Annotated in this window: 15 protein-coding genes and 2 pseudogenes; 12 read left to right on the top strand and 5 right to left on the bottom strand. The window is 42.0% G+C overall.

Annotated features, from left to right (window positions below):
* The first annotated feature begins 1 nt into the window (after position 1).
* The 11 genes and pseudogenes from J7R13_RS03990 to J7R13_RS03945 all read left to right on the top strand — a co-directional run bounded on the left by J7R13_RS03990 (position 2) and on the right by J7R13_RS03945 (position 10,353).
* A complete protein-coding gene (locus J7R13_RS03990) occupies positions 2–1,057 on the top strand; it encodes a tail fiber domain-containing protein (RefSeq protein WP_208437581.1) in 1,056 nt (351 codons plus the stop codon).
* On the top strand, positions 1,057–2,892 hold the full coding sequence (locus J7R13_RS03985) for a hypothetical protein (protein ID WP_208437580.1): 1,836 nt from the start codon (positions 1,057–1,059) through the stop codon (positions 2,890–2,892). The genes J7R13_RS03990 and J7R13_RS03985 overlap by 1 nt, the downstream gene beginning before the upstream one ends.
* A complete protein-coding gene (locus tag J7R13_RS03980) occupies positions 2,885–5,131 on the top strand; it encodes a hypothetical protein (RefSeq protein ID WP_208437579.1) in 2,247 nt (748 codons plus the stop codon). Before J7R13_RS03985 ends, J7R13_RS03980 begins: the two co-directional genes overlap by 8 nt.
* Positions 5,131–6,123 (top strand): transglycosylase SLT domain-containing protein, encoded by a 993-nt coding sequence (locus tag J7R13_RS03975; protein WP_208437578.1) that lies wholly within the window; start codon positions 5,131–5,133, stop codon positions 6,121–6,123. Before J7R13_RS03980 ends, J7R13_RS03975 begins: the two co-directional genes overlap by 1 nt.
* Positions 6,116–7,096 carry a tail fiber protein gene (locus J7R13_RS03970; protein ID WP_208437577.1) on the top strand — a complete coding sequence of 327 codons (981 nt, stop codon included), beginning with the start codon at positions 6,116–6,118 and terminating at the stop codon, positions 7,094–7,096. Before J7R13_RS03975 ends, J7R13_RS03970 begins: the two co-directional genes overlap by 8 nt.
* Before the next feature lie 9 nt (positions 7,097–7,105).
* Positions 7,106–7,369, top strand: a complete 264-nt coding sequence (locus J7R13_RS03965) for a hypothetical protein (protein ID WP_208437576.1) — start codon at positions 7,106–7,108, stop codon at positions 7,367–7,369.
* A gap of 6 nt (positions 7,370–7,375) precedes the next feature.
* A complete protein-coding gene (locus J7R13_RS09835; protein WP_208437575.1) occupies positions 7,376–9,100 on the top strand; it encodes a glycine-rich domain-containing protein in 1,725 nt (574 codons plus the stop codon).
* A 13-nt stretch (positions 9,101–9,113) separates the two neighbouring features.
* Positions 9,114–9,779: pseudogene (locus J7R13_RS03955) on the top strand (lysozyme).
* Positions 9,776–10,003, top strand: coding sequence for a hypothetical protein (locus tag J7R13_RS03950; RefSeq protein ID WP_208437574.1), 228 nt, complete (start codon positions 9,776–9,778; stop codon positions 10,001–10,003). The pseudogene J7R13_RS03955 and the gene J7R13_RS03950 overlap by 4 nt, the downstream one beginning before the upstream one ends.
* Positions 9,936–10,154 carry a hypothetical protein gene (locus J7R13_RS09570; protein WP_246786277.1) on the top strand — a complete coding sequence of 73 codons (219 nt, stop codon included), beginning with the start codon at positions 9,936–9,938 and terminating at the stop codon, positions 10,152–10,154. The genes J7R13_RS03950 and J7R13_RS09570 overlap by 68 nt, the downstream gene beginning before the upstream one ends.
* Positions 10,135–10,353 (top strand): hypothetical protein, encoded by a 219-nt coding sequence (locus tag J7R13_RS03945; protein ID WP_208437573.1) that lies wholly within the window; start codon positions 10,135–10,137, stop codon positions 10,351–10,353. The genes J7R13_RS09570 and J7R13_RS03945 overlap by 20 nt, the downstream gene beginning before the upstream one ends.
* Positions 10,354–10,413: 60 nt before the next feature.
* Here the strand turns inward: J7R13_RS03945 and J7R13_RS03940 are convergent, their stop codons facing one another.
* Together J7R13_RS03940 and J7R13_RS03935 are read right to left on the bottom strand one after the other, a co-directional pair.
* A complete protein-coding gene (locus tag J7R13_RS03940; protein ID WP_208437572.1) occupies positions 10,414–10,695 on the bottom strand; it encodes a type II toxin-antitoxin system YafQ family toxin in 282 nt (93 codons plus the stop codon).
* A 7-nt stretch (positions 10,696–10,702) separates the two neighbouring features.
* A complete protein-coding gene (locus J7R13_RS03935; RefSeq protein WP_208437571.1) occupies positions 10,703–10,984 on the bottom strand; it encodes a type II toxin-antitoxin system RelB/DinJ family antitoxin in 282 nt (93 codons plus the stop codon).
* Between the two features lie 188 nt (positions 10,985–11,172).
* Here J7R13_RS03935 and J7R13_RS03930 point away from each other — a divergent pair.
* Positions 11,173–11,603, top strand: a pseudogene (locus J7R13_RS03930) (helix-turn-helix domain-containing protein).
* Positions 11,604–11,897: 294 nt separating this feature from the next.
* On the opposite strand, the gene J7R13_RS03925 reads toward J7R13_RS03930, so the two are convergent.
* Genes J7R13_RS03925 through J7R13_RS03915 form a run of 3 tightly spaced genes read right to left on the bottom strand, consistent with a single transcriptional unit; the run spans position 11,898 to position 15,344 of the window.
* A complete protein-coding gene (locus tag J7R13_RS03925) occupies positions 11,898–12,362 on the bottom strand; it encodes a toxin-activating lysine-acyltransferase (RefSeq protein ID WP_208437570.1) in 465 nt (154 codons plus the stop codon).
* Positions 12,362–13,687 carry an HlyD family type I secretion periplasmic adaptor subunit gene (locus J7R13_RS03920; protein ID WP_208437569.1) on the bottom strand — a complete coding sequence of 442 codons (1,326 nt, stop codon included), beginning with the start codon at positions 13,685–13,687 and terminating at the stop codon, positions 12,362–12,364. The genes J7R13_RS03925 and J7R13_RS03920 overlap by 1 nt, the downstream gene beginning before the upstream one ends.
* Positions 13,677–15,344, bottom strand: a complete 1,668-nt coding sequence (locus J7R13_RS03915; RefSeq protein WP_208437568.1) for a peptidase domain-containing ABC transporter — start codon at positions 15,342–15,344, stop codon at positions 13,677–13,679. Before J7R13_RS03915 ends, J7R13_RS03920 begins: the two co-directional genes overlap by 11 nt.
* Positions 15,345–15,444 lie beyond the last annotated feature (100 nt).

Raw genomic sequence — 15,444 nt, 5'->3', positions numbered from 1 at the left:
CATGGGAAAAAGTTCTAAACCAATCCAGAATACCCAAAATACGACGCAAACAAATGCACCCCCTGAATGGGCAAAAGGTATTTTTGAACACGCAGCTCAAGATGCCATGACTTTTTATAACCAAGGCAGCGGAAAAGCCGTTTATGACGGGCAGCGTGTTGCGGGGTTAAGTGATCAAACAAAGAATGCGATTAATGGGCTTAGCAATAATACGCATAACTATGATAACAACACTTTAAATGGAATAGCCACAGGGCAAAATGCAACAAGCCAAAACTTAAAGAACATGGCTTCAGGTCAACAAGTAGGGAATAACCCTTATTTTAATGAAGCACTTCAAAACACATTAAATAAAGCAACAGACACGATTAACAGTTCACTTTCGGGGGCGGGGCGTTATGGTTCTGGGGCGCATACTGGGGTTTTGGCTGATGAATTGGGGGGCATAGCAACACAAGCTTTATCACAGCAATATAACCAAGATGTCAACAACATGATGAATGCCAATGGTCTCATTGACCAAGCAAACCAAAATCAGTTGGCTGGCGCCAATAACTTCTTTCAAGGTCAAGGTCAGGCAAATCTCAATGCGTTGACGGGAGGGAGTGTGCTTGATGCCAATCATCAACGGCAATTGGATGAAGAGCGGCAAAAATGGGAACAGCAGAACAATCTTGATTGGGACCAGTTAAGTAAGTTGCTCGCAGCTGGTGGGGCTGTTGCTGGAAATTATGGAACACGAACAGGACAAATGACGACATTGACTCCACAGCCAAAACCTAATCCGTGGGAGATTGTTGGAAATGTTGGAACTATCCTTGGTACTTTTGCTGGGCTTAGCGACATCAGAGCGAAAGAAAATATCGTGCAAGTGGGGCGGCGAAATGGACACAAACTCTATGAGTATAATTACAAGGGCTATCCAGAGCGCTATCGCGGGGTGATGGCACAAGATGTTTTGAAGTCAAAACCTGAAGCTGTTTTCTTGCATAAGGCGACAGGCTTTTTGCATGTGGATTATGGCAAGCTTGGCTTTGAGATGGAAAGGGTGCAGTGATGGAACAAGAAAACACAAATTCTCTTTTAAAGTTGTTTGATCCAAAATTTTTGCGTCCCTTGATGTATCAGGTCATACCTCAATTGCCAAAGCATTTGTTCGAACAGCTTTCTACGCCTCCAAGCACGCCGTTGGAAGGGCGATACAAGCCAAGTTTTTTAGAACGTGCTGCTTTTAGCACAAACCCTTTTGATGTGAGCAATGGGGATAATACTCCACAAAAATTGAGTCCTACAGAGCTTATTCGTGGTTCTCAAGCAGGAGGAGGAGAAGTTGGGAAAAAAACGCCAGCAGAATTGATTATGTCTACGGATGATTTAAAGCGCCAAATGCCTCCATTACCGGATGTTTCAAAGGATACTGTTAAGATACAAGAGGCGCCAGAGCAACAAAAGCATGACTTCTCAGATCAGCGAGGTGTTGCATCAATGATTCCTCAATCTCCACTTGTTGCGAACATTGATCAGTCTAGTGGGGATGAAGCTGGGCGACAGCAAAAAGATGTGATGGATTATATTGCAGAGATCAACAACAGATCTATGGCAGAAAATTCGCAGGAGAGCAGCCCTGTCAATGAAGAAAAACTTTCTCATACGCCTATTTCAGAAGAAGAACATTTAAAAGCAAATGCTAAGCCCGAAGAGGCAACGGATTATGTAAACGCAGTTGGAAATTTTATCCATAAAGATGCAGACCCAAGCAGCTTATGGGAGCGTTTTAGAAAATCAGAATTTTCCGAGCATTTAATGGATTTTTTTGCAGGGTTAGCATCAGGAAAAACACCGCAAGAAAGTTTTTCAAATGCGGCGCTTGTTATGCGGCAGGGCAATAATGTACGTGCTCAAAATAGACCAATTTTTGAGTTTTTACGCTCTAAAGGATATAGTGATAAAGACGCACAAGCCCTTGTGCAATATCCAGATCTTGCCATGAAAGTTATAGGCAGCACGTTAAACCCTCAAAAAGCCTATAGAACATTGACAGCGGAAGAAAAGGCAGAGCAGGGATTGCCTGAGGATATGACTTTCCAAGTCTCAACAAGCACAGGGAAAATTATACCTGTCCAAGGAGGACAGCGTTCCACTGCTTCTGGATTAGGGGGGAATACTGATAACATGCTGTCAAAGCCTGAAGCAGGTTATATGTATATTAAGGATAAAAAAGCACTTGGTGGCGTACGTGCGGTGCCAATTGCAGGCAGTGGTGCAGAACATAAATTAATCCAAGAACAGAAGGAGGAGGAGCGTAAAAACCAACAAACGCAAATGCGAATTTTGGAAACAGCAGACAGGTCAAATCGTATACTTTCGGCATCTAAAGAATTGCTAAAAATTGTTGAGGAATACCCGCATGTTGTTGGTTTCACTGGTCCTATAATGTCGTTCCTTCCTAATTCTCAGGCAAAAGATTTCGGGCATATGCTCGATTCATTGAAGGCGAGTATCGGGCTTGATGCCTTGAGAAAAGCAAAGGCATTTTCACCAAATGGTGCATCTGGCTTTGGGAATTTGTCTAATATGGAATTGCAAGCATTGCAAAACTCTGTAGCGGCACTGTATCAAGATCTTTCTGCAGAGCAAATGAAGAAGTCGTTAAAAACAGTTATTGACACTTTCAACAAATCCAATGCAGCAACGCGCGCAATTCTTTTTGGTGGTGCAGAAGCAACAAACGAGCTCGTTCGAGCCGCCTATGGGGAAGATGCTTATAAGGGGAATAAGGGAAATCATGCACAGTCAAATGATCCACTAGAAAAACAGATAGAAGCATTGCCGGAAGGCACGCTGTTCGTTGATAGTGACGGGCGCATTAAGGAGAAACAAACCAATGGCTGAAGTAATTCCTCCTCTTATTAATCGTAAAAACACAAGAGTCATTGGGCATATAAGTGACTATACACCAGAACAGCTTCAAGAGCTTTTCGCGAAGAATAAGGAAAGGCTAAGTGGTTCTGTTACAGGTAACAATGGTGCAACAGAAGAAGATGGTCCACATCCAAGTGCAGCGGGTGCTTTTGGATGGGGTGCTCTTCATGGGTTAACCATGGGGTATGATGATGAAATAGCCGGAGTATTCGCTTCGGGACCTCTGGGACCTATTAATTATTGGATGGGAGATAAAGAGGCAGTCAAAAAATATAATGAAGTGACAAAGCGATGGCGTGATTATCAAAGAGCGGCAAACCGAGATCATTTTTATCTATCTCTTGCGGGGAATTTAGCGGGTGCTGCGGCACCCGTAATTGCTTCTGCCCTCTTTCCACCCGCGGCAGGGGCGACTGCTGCCGCTCGTGCGGCAATTGGAGCTGATGTTGTGCTGGGAGGTAGAGCTGGTGTTGCAGGAGCACAAATAACCAGTAAAGCTTTAGCAGCAGGAGAAAGGGCGGTGCAATCTGCTTTAGCAGAGGGTGCGGAACGGGCAGCGGCAAAAGCTGCAGGTGAAGCAGCAATGAAAGCAGTAGCAAGTAAAGAGGCGGCAAAATTTAGCTTGGGGCGTGCAGCAAAAGCTGGAGCCATTTATGGTGGAATAGCAGGCAGTGGTGAGGGGGAAGGGCTTGCAGATACTCTAGTGTCTGCTGGGTTAGGTGCGGGGCTAGGCGTTGCAACACCATTTGTTGCCAGGGGTGTATCAAAAGTGACGCCTTTTGTGACAAGATCACTTAAAAAAACGCCTGCTATTGTGAAAAAAACACCTGAGGCTCTCAAAAACACAGTTGGAAAATTGTTTGGTAAAACTGAACCAATAACACAAGGTGTAGAAAAAGAAGCATTTCAGATAAGCGATAGAGCGCTTAGGGATGTAAGCCAAACTTTAGGGGATGAAGGTGTTGATAAGCTTGAAAGGGCATTAAAACAGCGTGGTCCTGATTCAATGATTATTGATCTTCACGATGAGCTTGCTACAAGAGCTTTTAAGGCAGCAAAAAAAGACCATGATACATATTCGCTCATAAGTAATCGTTTGAATGAAAGACAAGATGCGAGTGCACTGCGGGTAAAGGATGCGTTGACAGATGTGATGGGTCCAAAAGTAGATACGCTTAATTTAAAGCAAGAGATTATCAAACAAGCACAGAAAAAGGCTGAACCATTTTATGAGAGGGCGAAAGCTTCTCCTATTTCTAATGCTGTCAGTAAAGATTTATCGCGGTTGCAAGAAACTCCTGCCTTCCAAAAAGCCTATAAAAAAGCAATTGCGCAAATGCCAAATGAAGCGGATGCAACAGTTAGTGGGAGCAATGGATATCCAAAACTGAATATGCGGATTTTACATAAGATGAAAGAGGTTTTGGATGATCAAATTAATTCTGCTCGTATCAAAGGAAAACAAGGATATGCGCGAGATTTGACTCTGTTCAAACAACGCATTCTGGACGTTTTAGATACGTCATCTCCAGATTATGCTAAAGCACGGAAAATTTATTATGACGAGCGTACTATCGGTGATGCCTTAGAGCAAGGAGAGCAAGCACTGAAGAAGAGCGTTAATCTCGACACAATCAACAGTCAACTTTCAGATTTGGGGTTAATGGAAAAAGATGCGTTTCAAAAAGGTGTACGGTCGCAACTAGAGGATGCGGCAGGCAATGCACAAAATTTTGACCACAGTCTTTTGAGTTTGTTTGACACGCAAAATGGTCAAGAAAAATTACAGCGTATTTTTGGTGAGGATAAAGCCAAGCAACTTATGAAAGTGTTGCGACCAGAAGTGGAAAGAACAAAGCTTTTTGCACGATTGCCAAACCATATGGGTGAAGTGGAAGAGAGGGGGGCACAACAGACTATGGGTATAGGAAAGATTGCTTTCATCAAGGCAGTTGTAAAAAATTTCTTAGGGAAATTTGGACGCAAATTCTCAAGCGTCCATAAAGATACTGAGAGAGATATTGCGGCTCTCATAACAGCACGGGAAAAAGGAGATTTTGGGTTAGCAAGAGAAAAAGCCGTTGAATTAATTAAGAAGTTTCATGAAGCAGAAAAGAAACGCTTAATAACCAAAGAAGACCACACAAAATTCTTCAATTTTCTTGGCATTCTTTTGAATAGCAGTGCTGATAGAACGGTTATAAACTAATGATCAATTTTCATCCCAATGTGAAGCGTGCTATCTCACAGGCAGCACAAAAATATGGTTTGCCAGAAAGCTTTCTTGAACGTGTTGCTATGATAGAAAGTAACGGTAATCCAAATGCAAGAAATAAGAACAGCAGTGCAGGGGGGCTGTATCAATTTTTAGATTCAACAGCAAAACACTATCAACTGAATGACAAGTTTGATCCCTTTCAAGCAACCGATGCTATGGCACGGTTAACGAAGGATAATACGCGTTATTTAGCTACAGCATTAGGCAGAGCGCCGTCAGAGGCAGAGCTTTACCTCGCACACCAACAAGGACCAGCAGGGGCAGTAAAGCTTATCAAAAATCCACATATTCCAGCAAGCCAGCTTTTAGGTCGACAGGCAGTCACACTCAACGGTGGCAACATGGAAGCTACAGCAGGGGATTTTATGAATCATATTTATAGGCTTTACAACAAAACGGGAGATACTTCGAATGGTATGACACCACAAAACCAAAGCAATGGACAAGCAGCACCAAACGAGGTGGGTCCTTTGCGTGGGGTTGAGAGGCTTCAAAAGACACTTCAAGGTAATCAGGTGGGTCAAGGTGATCAAGGGGGCAACCAATTAATGACATATGACACGCCATTCCCAAACAGAATGATGGCACCTGAAAGCGGAGACAATTTAACAGGACAGGTTATGGAAACCACACCATTGCAAGGGCAAGGTATTGATGCAGGTGCTCTTAAAAAAGGCTTTTCCGGTTTGCTTCATTTAATGAGAGAGAATGGAGAAAGACAAAAACAGCAGGCACAGATGGTACAGCAACAAATGTTACAGCAACCCGTCATGGCGGGATTCTCACAATCGACTGGGCGCCCGACAGATTTAACAGCTCTCATTGATCCCTCTAGGCGGCAATCTGTTGGTTCCTATGGGCGGCAAAAAGAAGAGCAATTGCGCGAAGAGCTATTAAGAAGAACGGGGGCTTATCATGTCTGATATTTATGACTGGTCACTCACAGCTGATCAAAATGCCAATTCCGATAGTATCATTAATTGGGCAGAAGGGCAGCCGCCTAGTTCTGTTAATGATAGTGCGCGGGTCATGATGCAGCGTATACGTGAATATCTTGCCGATAATGGTGGTTCTCTTGACTCAAAGTTTATTGTGAATGGAAAGGAACAAACAACATCAATTACGTTGACGACGGTTTCGCCAATAGCGAAATATAAAAACGATATCATTATCCGTTTTAAGGCGCGTGGTATAAATATTGGTACGACAACAATAAACATGAATAATATAGGAGCAAAGCCACTCTATAAAGCCACCAGCACGGGAATAGTACCATTGACAGGTGGTGAGTTACAAATGGGTGGTATTTATGAAATAGTCTATAATGATGGCATATCAACAAAAGGTCTTGATGGCTGGTATCTTTTAAACCCTACCCCCATTCCACCACCGAAGGTCGAAACCTTTCCTTGTGGATTTATTGCGACCTTTGCTATGCAAGAAGTCCCAAACGGATGGCTTTTATGTGATGGCGCTACTTATGAACGCAAGGATTATCCGCAATTATTCAAGGCGATAGGGGATAAATGGGGAAAAAACAGCGATACAACCTTTAAAGTTCCAGACTTTAGAGGAATGTTTTTGCGCGGCTTTGACAATGGTCGCGGTTTAGACAGAAATAGAAAATTTGCTGATATACAGCAAGATTGCCTTAAATCGCACACACATGTTGCCACCATTGAAGAAGCGGGGGAGCATACCCACAACTTTCGCTATCAAATATTTGGATGGCCAGCGAATAGAGTTGGTCGAAGGAATCCATATTATGATCCTGATTACACCACAGGAGTAACAGAGCCTGCTGGGGCACACACGCATAAGGTAACCATATCTTCAACAGGTGAAACAGAAACACGCCCTGTTAATATAACGGTTGTTTATGCTATAAAATCATAAGGTTTTCAGATGATCAATAATCCGTCTGCTATTGATGATATTGCGGACGCGGAGCAAATCCGCGTCCTTTTTTATGCAAGCAATCGAATGGTTCATGCACCCTTAAATAAGGTGCTTGATCTTGTCAAAAGCGACATACAGCATGATCTTTTAAGTGCTTTGGCACAATATCAAGAAGCAACAGATCAACGCATAGAGACCATGCAAAAACTTATTGATGAATTACAGTCTCTCATCCCCAAAAATCTCAAAAACAGACTTACTAAGGAATGAACCGCGATGCCATTACCCTATCATACGCATATATTTAAGCTTGAACCAGCAACAAAGAAAGAAGTCAAAGAAGGTGTTTTAGATAGTAAGGCTCTTGCACCTGTTTCAGTGGGGAGTGCAGCAGCTTATGAGGTAGAATATTTTGCAACTGCTGCTCAAGGGAAAAAGGCTGATGATGCTGTTGCAAAGAGAGATATTGGAGCTCTTGCTTACAAAGATAAGGTCACAATCCACGATATTGAAGCAAGTGGTGAAGCGCATGAGAATGCGATTTTATCAGGTGCTGGCTGGGTAAAAATATCGCCTTTAGGGATTGGCGATATGAAGGCTGCTATATATGATCCCGACAATGTGGGTTCAAATGCATTTTCTATGGAAAATATGCACGAGGGTCCTACCAAAAAGATTTTAACCACAGAAGAAAGATCAAAGCTACGATGGTTGAGTGCTACCCAACCAACAATAGAAAAGTGGCATAAGGGAAGTGAAGGTGTTTATTATCCCATATCTCCGGTAGATCTCAAAAATACCATTAGTTATTTTATAGGCTCAAAGTCTTTTGGTATGTCAAAATCAGTCTATGATCCAGATAAAATAGAAAAAGATGCCTTTGATATGGAGAATATGAAAGAGGGGAACACGCATCTTATTTTAACCCCTCAAGAGCGTGCACAGATTACAAAAATTAATAAAGTTGAAGACGATGTAGAACAAGGGATTCATGTTGCAAGTGAAGCAAAAAATGTTGCAGATGTTGCATTAAATACAGCGAAAGATGCAAAAACAACGGCTGATGTAGCACAAAAAACAGCAGATCAGGCACAAGCTGAGGCAAGTGTTGCACAAAAAAGTGCTACGGACGCAAAAACCATTGCTACTAAGGCACAAACAACAGCCGATAAAGCCCAAGATACAGCACGCAATGTGCAGAAAAAAGTTGATCTCATTCAACCTCTTGAAAAACAAGACTGGATTGATGGCACAAAAACAATAGATGCACTTATCTCACCAGCCGACCTCATGGCTTCAATTAAAGCAAATAGTAGCAATAGCAGCGGCGGTGGCAACAATGGTGGCGGGGTAAGCAAACCTGTTGAAATTCTGATGACGGAAAGTGGAGATATTCCACTGCCTGCTGGTATTACTTCTGACACCGATATCGAAGTATGGGCTTGGGGTGGTGGAGGTGGTGGCGTTAAGGATGGCGGCGGCGGCGGCGGTCAATGCGTGCATGTTAAAATGAAAGGTTCTGATTTAGATAAATTAAAAACAGCTTACATTGGTCGTGGTGGTCAAGGCAACGACAGTAACATTTTGTGCAATGGTGGTAGAACAATGATCAAAGGGCTTGTTACAGCAGAAGGAGGATATTCCGTCTCCATGGCTCTCGTTAACTTTGGAGGGAAAGGCGGTGATGGAGGAGGAAACAGGGAGGGCAGCAGTGGGGAGAGTTTTATTTTTTCTGGTGGGAATGGTGGAGGAAGTGGAAGTGACGGCAAGAGAGCTGGTACCGGTGGAAGTTCTTTTCTTGGCGGCGGCGGTGGAGGTGGTGGTCAATGCAAGGGTTCTATCATGGGGCAGGGTGGTGAGAGTTACAAAGGTGGTAACGGTGGTCGAGGTGGTAAAGAATGTGGTGGTGGTGGCGGCGGATATTTTGATGGGAAACACGGAGGCGACAAAATTGGCGGCGACGGCGGTGACGGAGCAGTACTCATAAAGGTATATTTATAAGGTGAATTGAACAATGGCACGGAAAATAAGTAAAGACTGTTTATACTGTTTAAAAAAGTGGGAAGGTTTGCGCTTGCAGGCTTATCAAGATGCTTCTGGCGTGTGGACCATTGGTTATGGTCATACGCAAAAATCTGGTAAACCAACAGTTGTTGAGGGTATGGTGATTACAGAAAAAAAAGCTGAAACCATGCTTTTAGCAGATTTGCAGCAATATGAGGGAGCGGTAGAAGAAGCGACTTGTGTGAATTTAAGCGATGAACAGTTTGGTGCTCTTGTTTCCTTTTGTTATAATGTGGGTATAACAGCTTTCTAAAACTCTACATTGCTTAAAAAACTTAATCAGGGTGATTATGAGGCTGTTCCCTTTGAATTGCAGAAATGGACCAAAGCGGGTGGAAAACGTTTGCAAGGTCTCGTACACCGGCGTGTCGCAGAGGCAGGGCTATGGGCTAAAGGGGCTTATGTTTCCTCCAATTATCAAACAGTAGAAACGAAACAACCAACAGGGTTTCTCAAAGCAGAAGCATTGGCACCGATTATTGGTTCTTTCTCAGGTCTTGGTGGGTTTTTAGCGGGCAATGGACCAATCCAATGGGCTTTGGCAACCATTATGGTTTTAGCGGCATGTACTGGCATTTTCTTTGTTGCTAAACGCTTTCAGGAGCACCGCCTATGATCTTATGGATGAAAAGAAACTTGATGGTAACAGGTGCGGCTTTAGCCGCTTTTTTTATTGCCTTAGCAAAAGCTTTTACTCTTGGGAAAAAAGCAGAGCAACAAAAGCAAACAGAAAAAGCTTTAAAAGCAGCCACAACACGGCTTGAGGTGGAAAGTGAAGTTAATCAAAAAAGTGATGCTGATGTGCGTGCTGCTCTCTCTGATTGGTTGCGCGACAAATAAATATAGCTCTTCTTGTGTTGGTTGGTTACCTATTTATTTAAGCCGACAAGATCTGAACACCATTAGCTCAAACTTAGCAAGAGAGATCTTGAAGCATAACAAGCAGGGTGAGTACTTGTGTGGGTGGCAACATGTCCAGAAAAAAAACTGAAAAACACATAGAGCTTTCGGATACAGAAAAAGAGATGCTTCAGGAAATGATCATCACCTACCAAAGCGTGAAAATGATGTCTCGCTTGATGAAGTGGGGTGCATTTTTTCTTTTTTTGTTGATCCTTGATTTTGCACGCCTCATGGATGCGCTAGACAATGTTTTCGCCCATTTAAAACAATGGTTCTCAAAGAACTGAACAACTGTCATAAAAGAAAAAATTTCGTAAAATTCCTTTCACTATGAATTGGAAATCCAATTATAAACGCAGTTCAGAATGGGAACCAAGTCGTAAAAGCTCTAGTGTTTTTGCATCTGGCTTTCGATAGATCAAAACTAAATCCGGTTTTATGTGACAATCACGACAATTGCGCCACTGACCTGTTAGTGCATGATCTCTCCAATGCGCCTTTAGCGGTTCATTCTCCGCTAACGCTTTGATCACAAGCAGCAAATCCTCCTCTAGTGCATTAGCATATCTGCCTTTGCTTTCACGTTTAAGGTCGCGGCGGAATGAATGCGTATAGACAATTTCTCTCATAACAAGCTTAGGTTTGCTTTTCAGATTTACGCACTTCAGTTCTATCTGCGCGTATCATGGTCCTTAAGCCGTCTAATGATGTACGTTCAACGCGTCCCATTTCGGCATCATCGATAGCTTGTAATGTTTCCGGATTTGGCTGGAATAGATCAAGCGGTAATGCTCTATCTCTAGCAATGCGGGTCATAAACATGCGCACTGCATCCGATACAGTCAATCCTGTGGACTTAATAACTGCACTTGCAATTTCTTGAACTTCATCAGGTATGCGGGCTTGAATTTTCCCCATTACTAAATCTCCTATTTAATTGTACTACAATGTACTACATTGCAAGCTTATGTCAAGAGATTTATCCGTCATGCCATACAACCTTGTGTATTAAGGAGGGAGGAAGTCAATTTTTAAAAGGAGCTAACCAAAACCTAAGAATTTCTGCTAGAATCACGTGAGAGCTTCTTTTTTAATAGGATTTTTAGATGCCAACACCATTTGGTAAAACCTTACGCAACTTCGCATTGATCATTCAGAACGCCTTTTAGATATGGCTAAAAAATTAGATATATCTGTAGCATTTTTATCTTCTGTCGAGATTGGCAAAAAGTCTGTTCCTGTAGGACTGGAGGAAAAGATAATTGAACTCTATGCTTTAGATCAAGAGGTAGCAGAAATTTTGAGAAGAGAGTCGGATGCTTGTCGCAAAAGTTTCAGTATAAAGCCTTCTGATACTTTCAGATGTGAAGCTGTTGGTATGTTTTCTAGACTGATAAACATTATTTCACAAGAAGATTTAGAACTATTAAAAAAATTATTAGAGAAAGCTGGCAAAAAGAATGCGCTTTGTAAAGGAAAGTGTGAAAATCCTATTCCCGAACCTAATTATATGGTCCCTAACTTTAAAAAAATATAAATAAAATCAATATCTTATTGCAATTAAATTTAGATTCGAATTCAGGTACCCCAGCCAATTCTAGTGAAATTAGTTAATTAAAGTTTAGCTTGAGTGTGGATTAACCCCTTTAACAATCTGTTGCTATTCATAGCAAGTCTGGTAAGCTGAAAAATACCCATTTGTAGCGGGTTATCTCTAAATATGGTAAGGTTCTCTTTTACTATAGCTATCGCTTAAAGAGCTCTTTTAAAAGATTCTTTTCTATAAGAGATCGGGCTTAAATGATTTATGCGCACTTGCTTTAGAAAAAAACTATTTGGCTGGATTTTGTGCGCTGTAACAACACCAGCGTGCAATTTTTCGTATTCCACCCTCTTTATTACGCCGGACAGCATAACAATAACGCTGATTAGGAAATATATTTCGTTGCATATCGCGTACAATATGAGCAGTATGGCCATAGGGTGCTACACAATCAATAAACCATACGTATTTTCCATTCTGCCAATTGGCATCGGGTAAAAATTCTCCCTTTTCAAGCATAGATTGATGATTTTTTTCATCTAAAAAAGCCCAAGTGATAAAGGCGCAAAATTCTCCACGTTCATTTTTATAGAGCTTGTATTGCCCAGTCTGTAAAGCTGGACCTAAATTTCGGTCTATATCCCAGATTCGCCAGCGGCGGTATAAGGGAGATGTAAGCATTAAAACAACCATAGCTCCTAATGCTGTAAGAGGATCTATGAGTGATGGTGAAGGATTTTCATTTACAGACATTATCTTTCCTTTAGGGACTGTTCTAAAACTTTGGTAATAGGTTCAAAGAAATAAGAAATGAGACGTCGTTTTGAGGTAATGACATCCGTTGTCACAGTCATACCAGGGATAAATTTAAGTTGTTTGTTATTCAAAGTGATGTGATCTTGGTCAATTTTGATTAAAACAGCGTAGACACCATTAATTTCTTTATTATAGCGCGCTGTCGCGCCTACATTAACGACTGTACCGTGGATAACACCGAAACGTTCAGGCGGAAAGGCAGAAAACTTGATGTAAGCACGTTGGCCCTTTTCTAAAAAACCAATATCTCGATTATCAAAAAACGCTTCAACAATGAGACCGCCTGTACCAGGGACAATACGCATGAGCGTTTTACCAGCTTCTACAAAGCCGCCCAAAGTATGGATACTTAAATCATCGATACGTCCATCAACAGGTGCATAAAGTGATAAGTGGTCAAGATGGTATTGAGTGCTATCAAGCTTTGCTTTTAATCTTTGAAGATTCAGTTCTGTTTCACGCGAGAGTTGGCGATAGCGGGCGATTTCATCGGAGATGAGACTTTGCCGTTGTTGGCGTAAGGTGTTTATTTCGGCGGCATTTTCTTCCAAACGTCTTTGATTGGTTAAAATTTCATGCTCGACATTTTTAAAGTCATGTAAACGCTCTAAATAAACGGCTTGGCTAATGACTTTTGTTTCCATCAGGCTTTTTGCAGCTTTTAATTTTCCTTGGCTTAATTGACGATCATCTTCTAACCTATCTAATTGCGCATGTTGTGTTGCACCGCTGCGCTCGACGCGGTCTGCTTGTGCTTTTAGCGCTCTTAATTTATCTTGGAGAGATTGAAGGGTAGCGCTAATGAGTTTTTCCCCTTCTATTTTTGCAGTCTTATTGCCAGAAGGAGGAACTGGCAGATAGGCAAGCCCTTTGGTCACAAAATCTTTATCCAAAGGATCACTTTCATGCAAAGCTGTTAAAATAGCTTTTGCAATTTGTGCTTGAAGAGTTTGTTGCGCGATATCGGCTTGAACCCGTGCGCGCTCATTGAGAGCTTCACGGGGATCTAATTGAATAAGGAGATCACCTTGATGAACAAATTGCCCTTCTTTTACAAGGATTTTCTCAATGCGTCCTGTATTTTGCGCTTGGACCAGCTGAACGTAAGCGGTGGGAATAACACTTCCTTGCCCCCGTGCAACAATCTCTGTTTTTGCGATAAAGCTGCCGATCACAATAAAGAGAAATAAGGTGACCAAAACAGCAACCACCATATGAAGCGTTGGTGACAAAGGGCGCAAATAGGGAGCTTTATCTGCCATTTTTTGCCTCCAAATCAGTAAAGTTTAAGACGGTTGCGTGCTGAGGAAAGAGATCACTTTTGTGGGTAATAACAAGAACGATACGTTCTTGTGAAAGTTTATATAAATGCTCAACAATTTGTGCACTGACAGTGTCATCCAATGCGGAAGTAGGTTCATCCAAAATAAGAAGGCTTGGGTTTATCAGAAAGAAACAAGCTAAAGCCAAGCGTTGGCGCTGACCACCTGATAAAAAACCACCTTGCTCTCCTACTTGAGTATTGAGTCCTAGAGGCAATTGAGCAATCAAATCATGGCAAGCACTAACATATAGTGCAGCATCGATTTCATCTTTAGTAGCATCTGGTTTGGCAAGAAGCATATTCTCAAGAATGGTTCCGGAAAAAAGGCAAGGATTTTGGGGGAAATATGCGATTGTTTCACGTACGCTACGGACATCAAAATTCTGTAAAGGTTGGGCGTTAATCAATATCTTTCCGCTTGTTGGGGGGTAGAGTCCACAAAGAAGCTTCGCCAAGGTTGTTTTTCCGCACCCTGAAGGACCAAGTAACATAATCGGTTGCCCAGGTTGTAAACAGACATCAAGATGATTGATAATGGACTTATCTCCATAAGAAAAACAGAGATCGTTGGCTTCAAGATGAGGAGGAGCGCTGAGTTGAAGAGGCGGCTTTTCTTCTTCCCATTCTGGAGGGGAGTTAAGAATATCGCCCAAACGAAGACGAGAGATTTTCAAATGCTGCCATTCTTCCCATAGGGATGCAAGGCTTAAGATAGGACCAGAAACATTGCCAGCGAGGAGATGAAAGGCAATAAGTTGCCCTAGCGTAATTTGGTTTTGAAGAACTGCCTGAGCACCAAAAAAGATAATAAAAATAGTGAAAAGATCACCAAAAATATGGCTCATAGCTCCATTGAGAAGATGCAATTTACTGGTTGTAAGGCTTTGATCTAAACTACGGGCTAGAGTTTCTTGCATGCGTATCGTATGAGCAGATTCTTTTACGTGTGCTTTTATGGCTTCAAGATTGGTAAAACTTTCAATGAGGCGCGATTTATGGACAGCTTGCAGAGTGAAAGCACGGCGTAATTGGCGGCGCAAGAAGGGACCGACTAGCGCTAAAGAACCCATTTGTAAAGGTAAAATGATAAGGACAATGAAGGTAAGTTTTGGACTAATGGAAAAGAGTGCAGCAATATAAATAATGGCAAAGAGAACATTTAGCACAGTTGTGGCGATGGTTCCTGTTAGAAACCCGCGAATCGTATCAACCTCTCCAATACGCGAAAACAGTTCCCCCACTTTCCAATGACGTAACACAGACAAGGAGAGGCTTAAAAGATGGGTGTAAATGCGCCGTCCAAATTCTAGCGTAAGCCGATTGGCTAAATAGGCACCTAAGTAGCCAGATAGAGTGCTAAGAGCTGTGCTAAACAGCATGATAGCAACCATCAAGACAACGATAGCATAGAGACTTTCAATACGCTGAAAAGGGAGAATACGGTCGATAATCGCTTGAAAAATAAAAGGATTCACCAAGCCCAGCAAACGCAAAACAACAGCAACGCAACTGAGTTCGATGACATAATAGATATATTTCTTTGTTGTTCTTGTAAACCAAGAGAACGATACTGGTTTTTCTTGTGAATGACTCATTTGAATTGATGATTTTGTTTAAGAGTAAGAGAAAGAGCAATGGATGTCGCATATTTAAACAGTATTGTAAATAATATTATTACTAAATAAAAAATACATT

The organism is Bartonella taylorii 8TBB (assembly GCF_902825155.1).
GTDB classification, from domain to species: Bacteria; Pseudomonadota; Alphaproteobacteria; order Rhizobiales; family Rhizobiaceae; genus Bartonella; species Bartonella taylorii_A.
The sequence above is the reverse complement of the archived record's forward strand: the minus strand, read 5'-3'. Positions and strand labels throughout refer to the sequence as shown.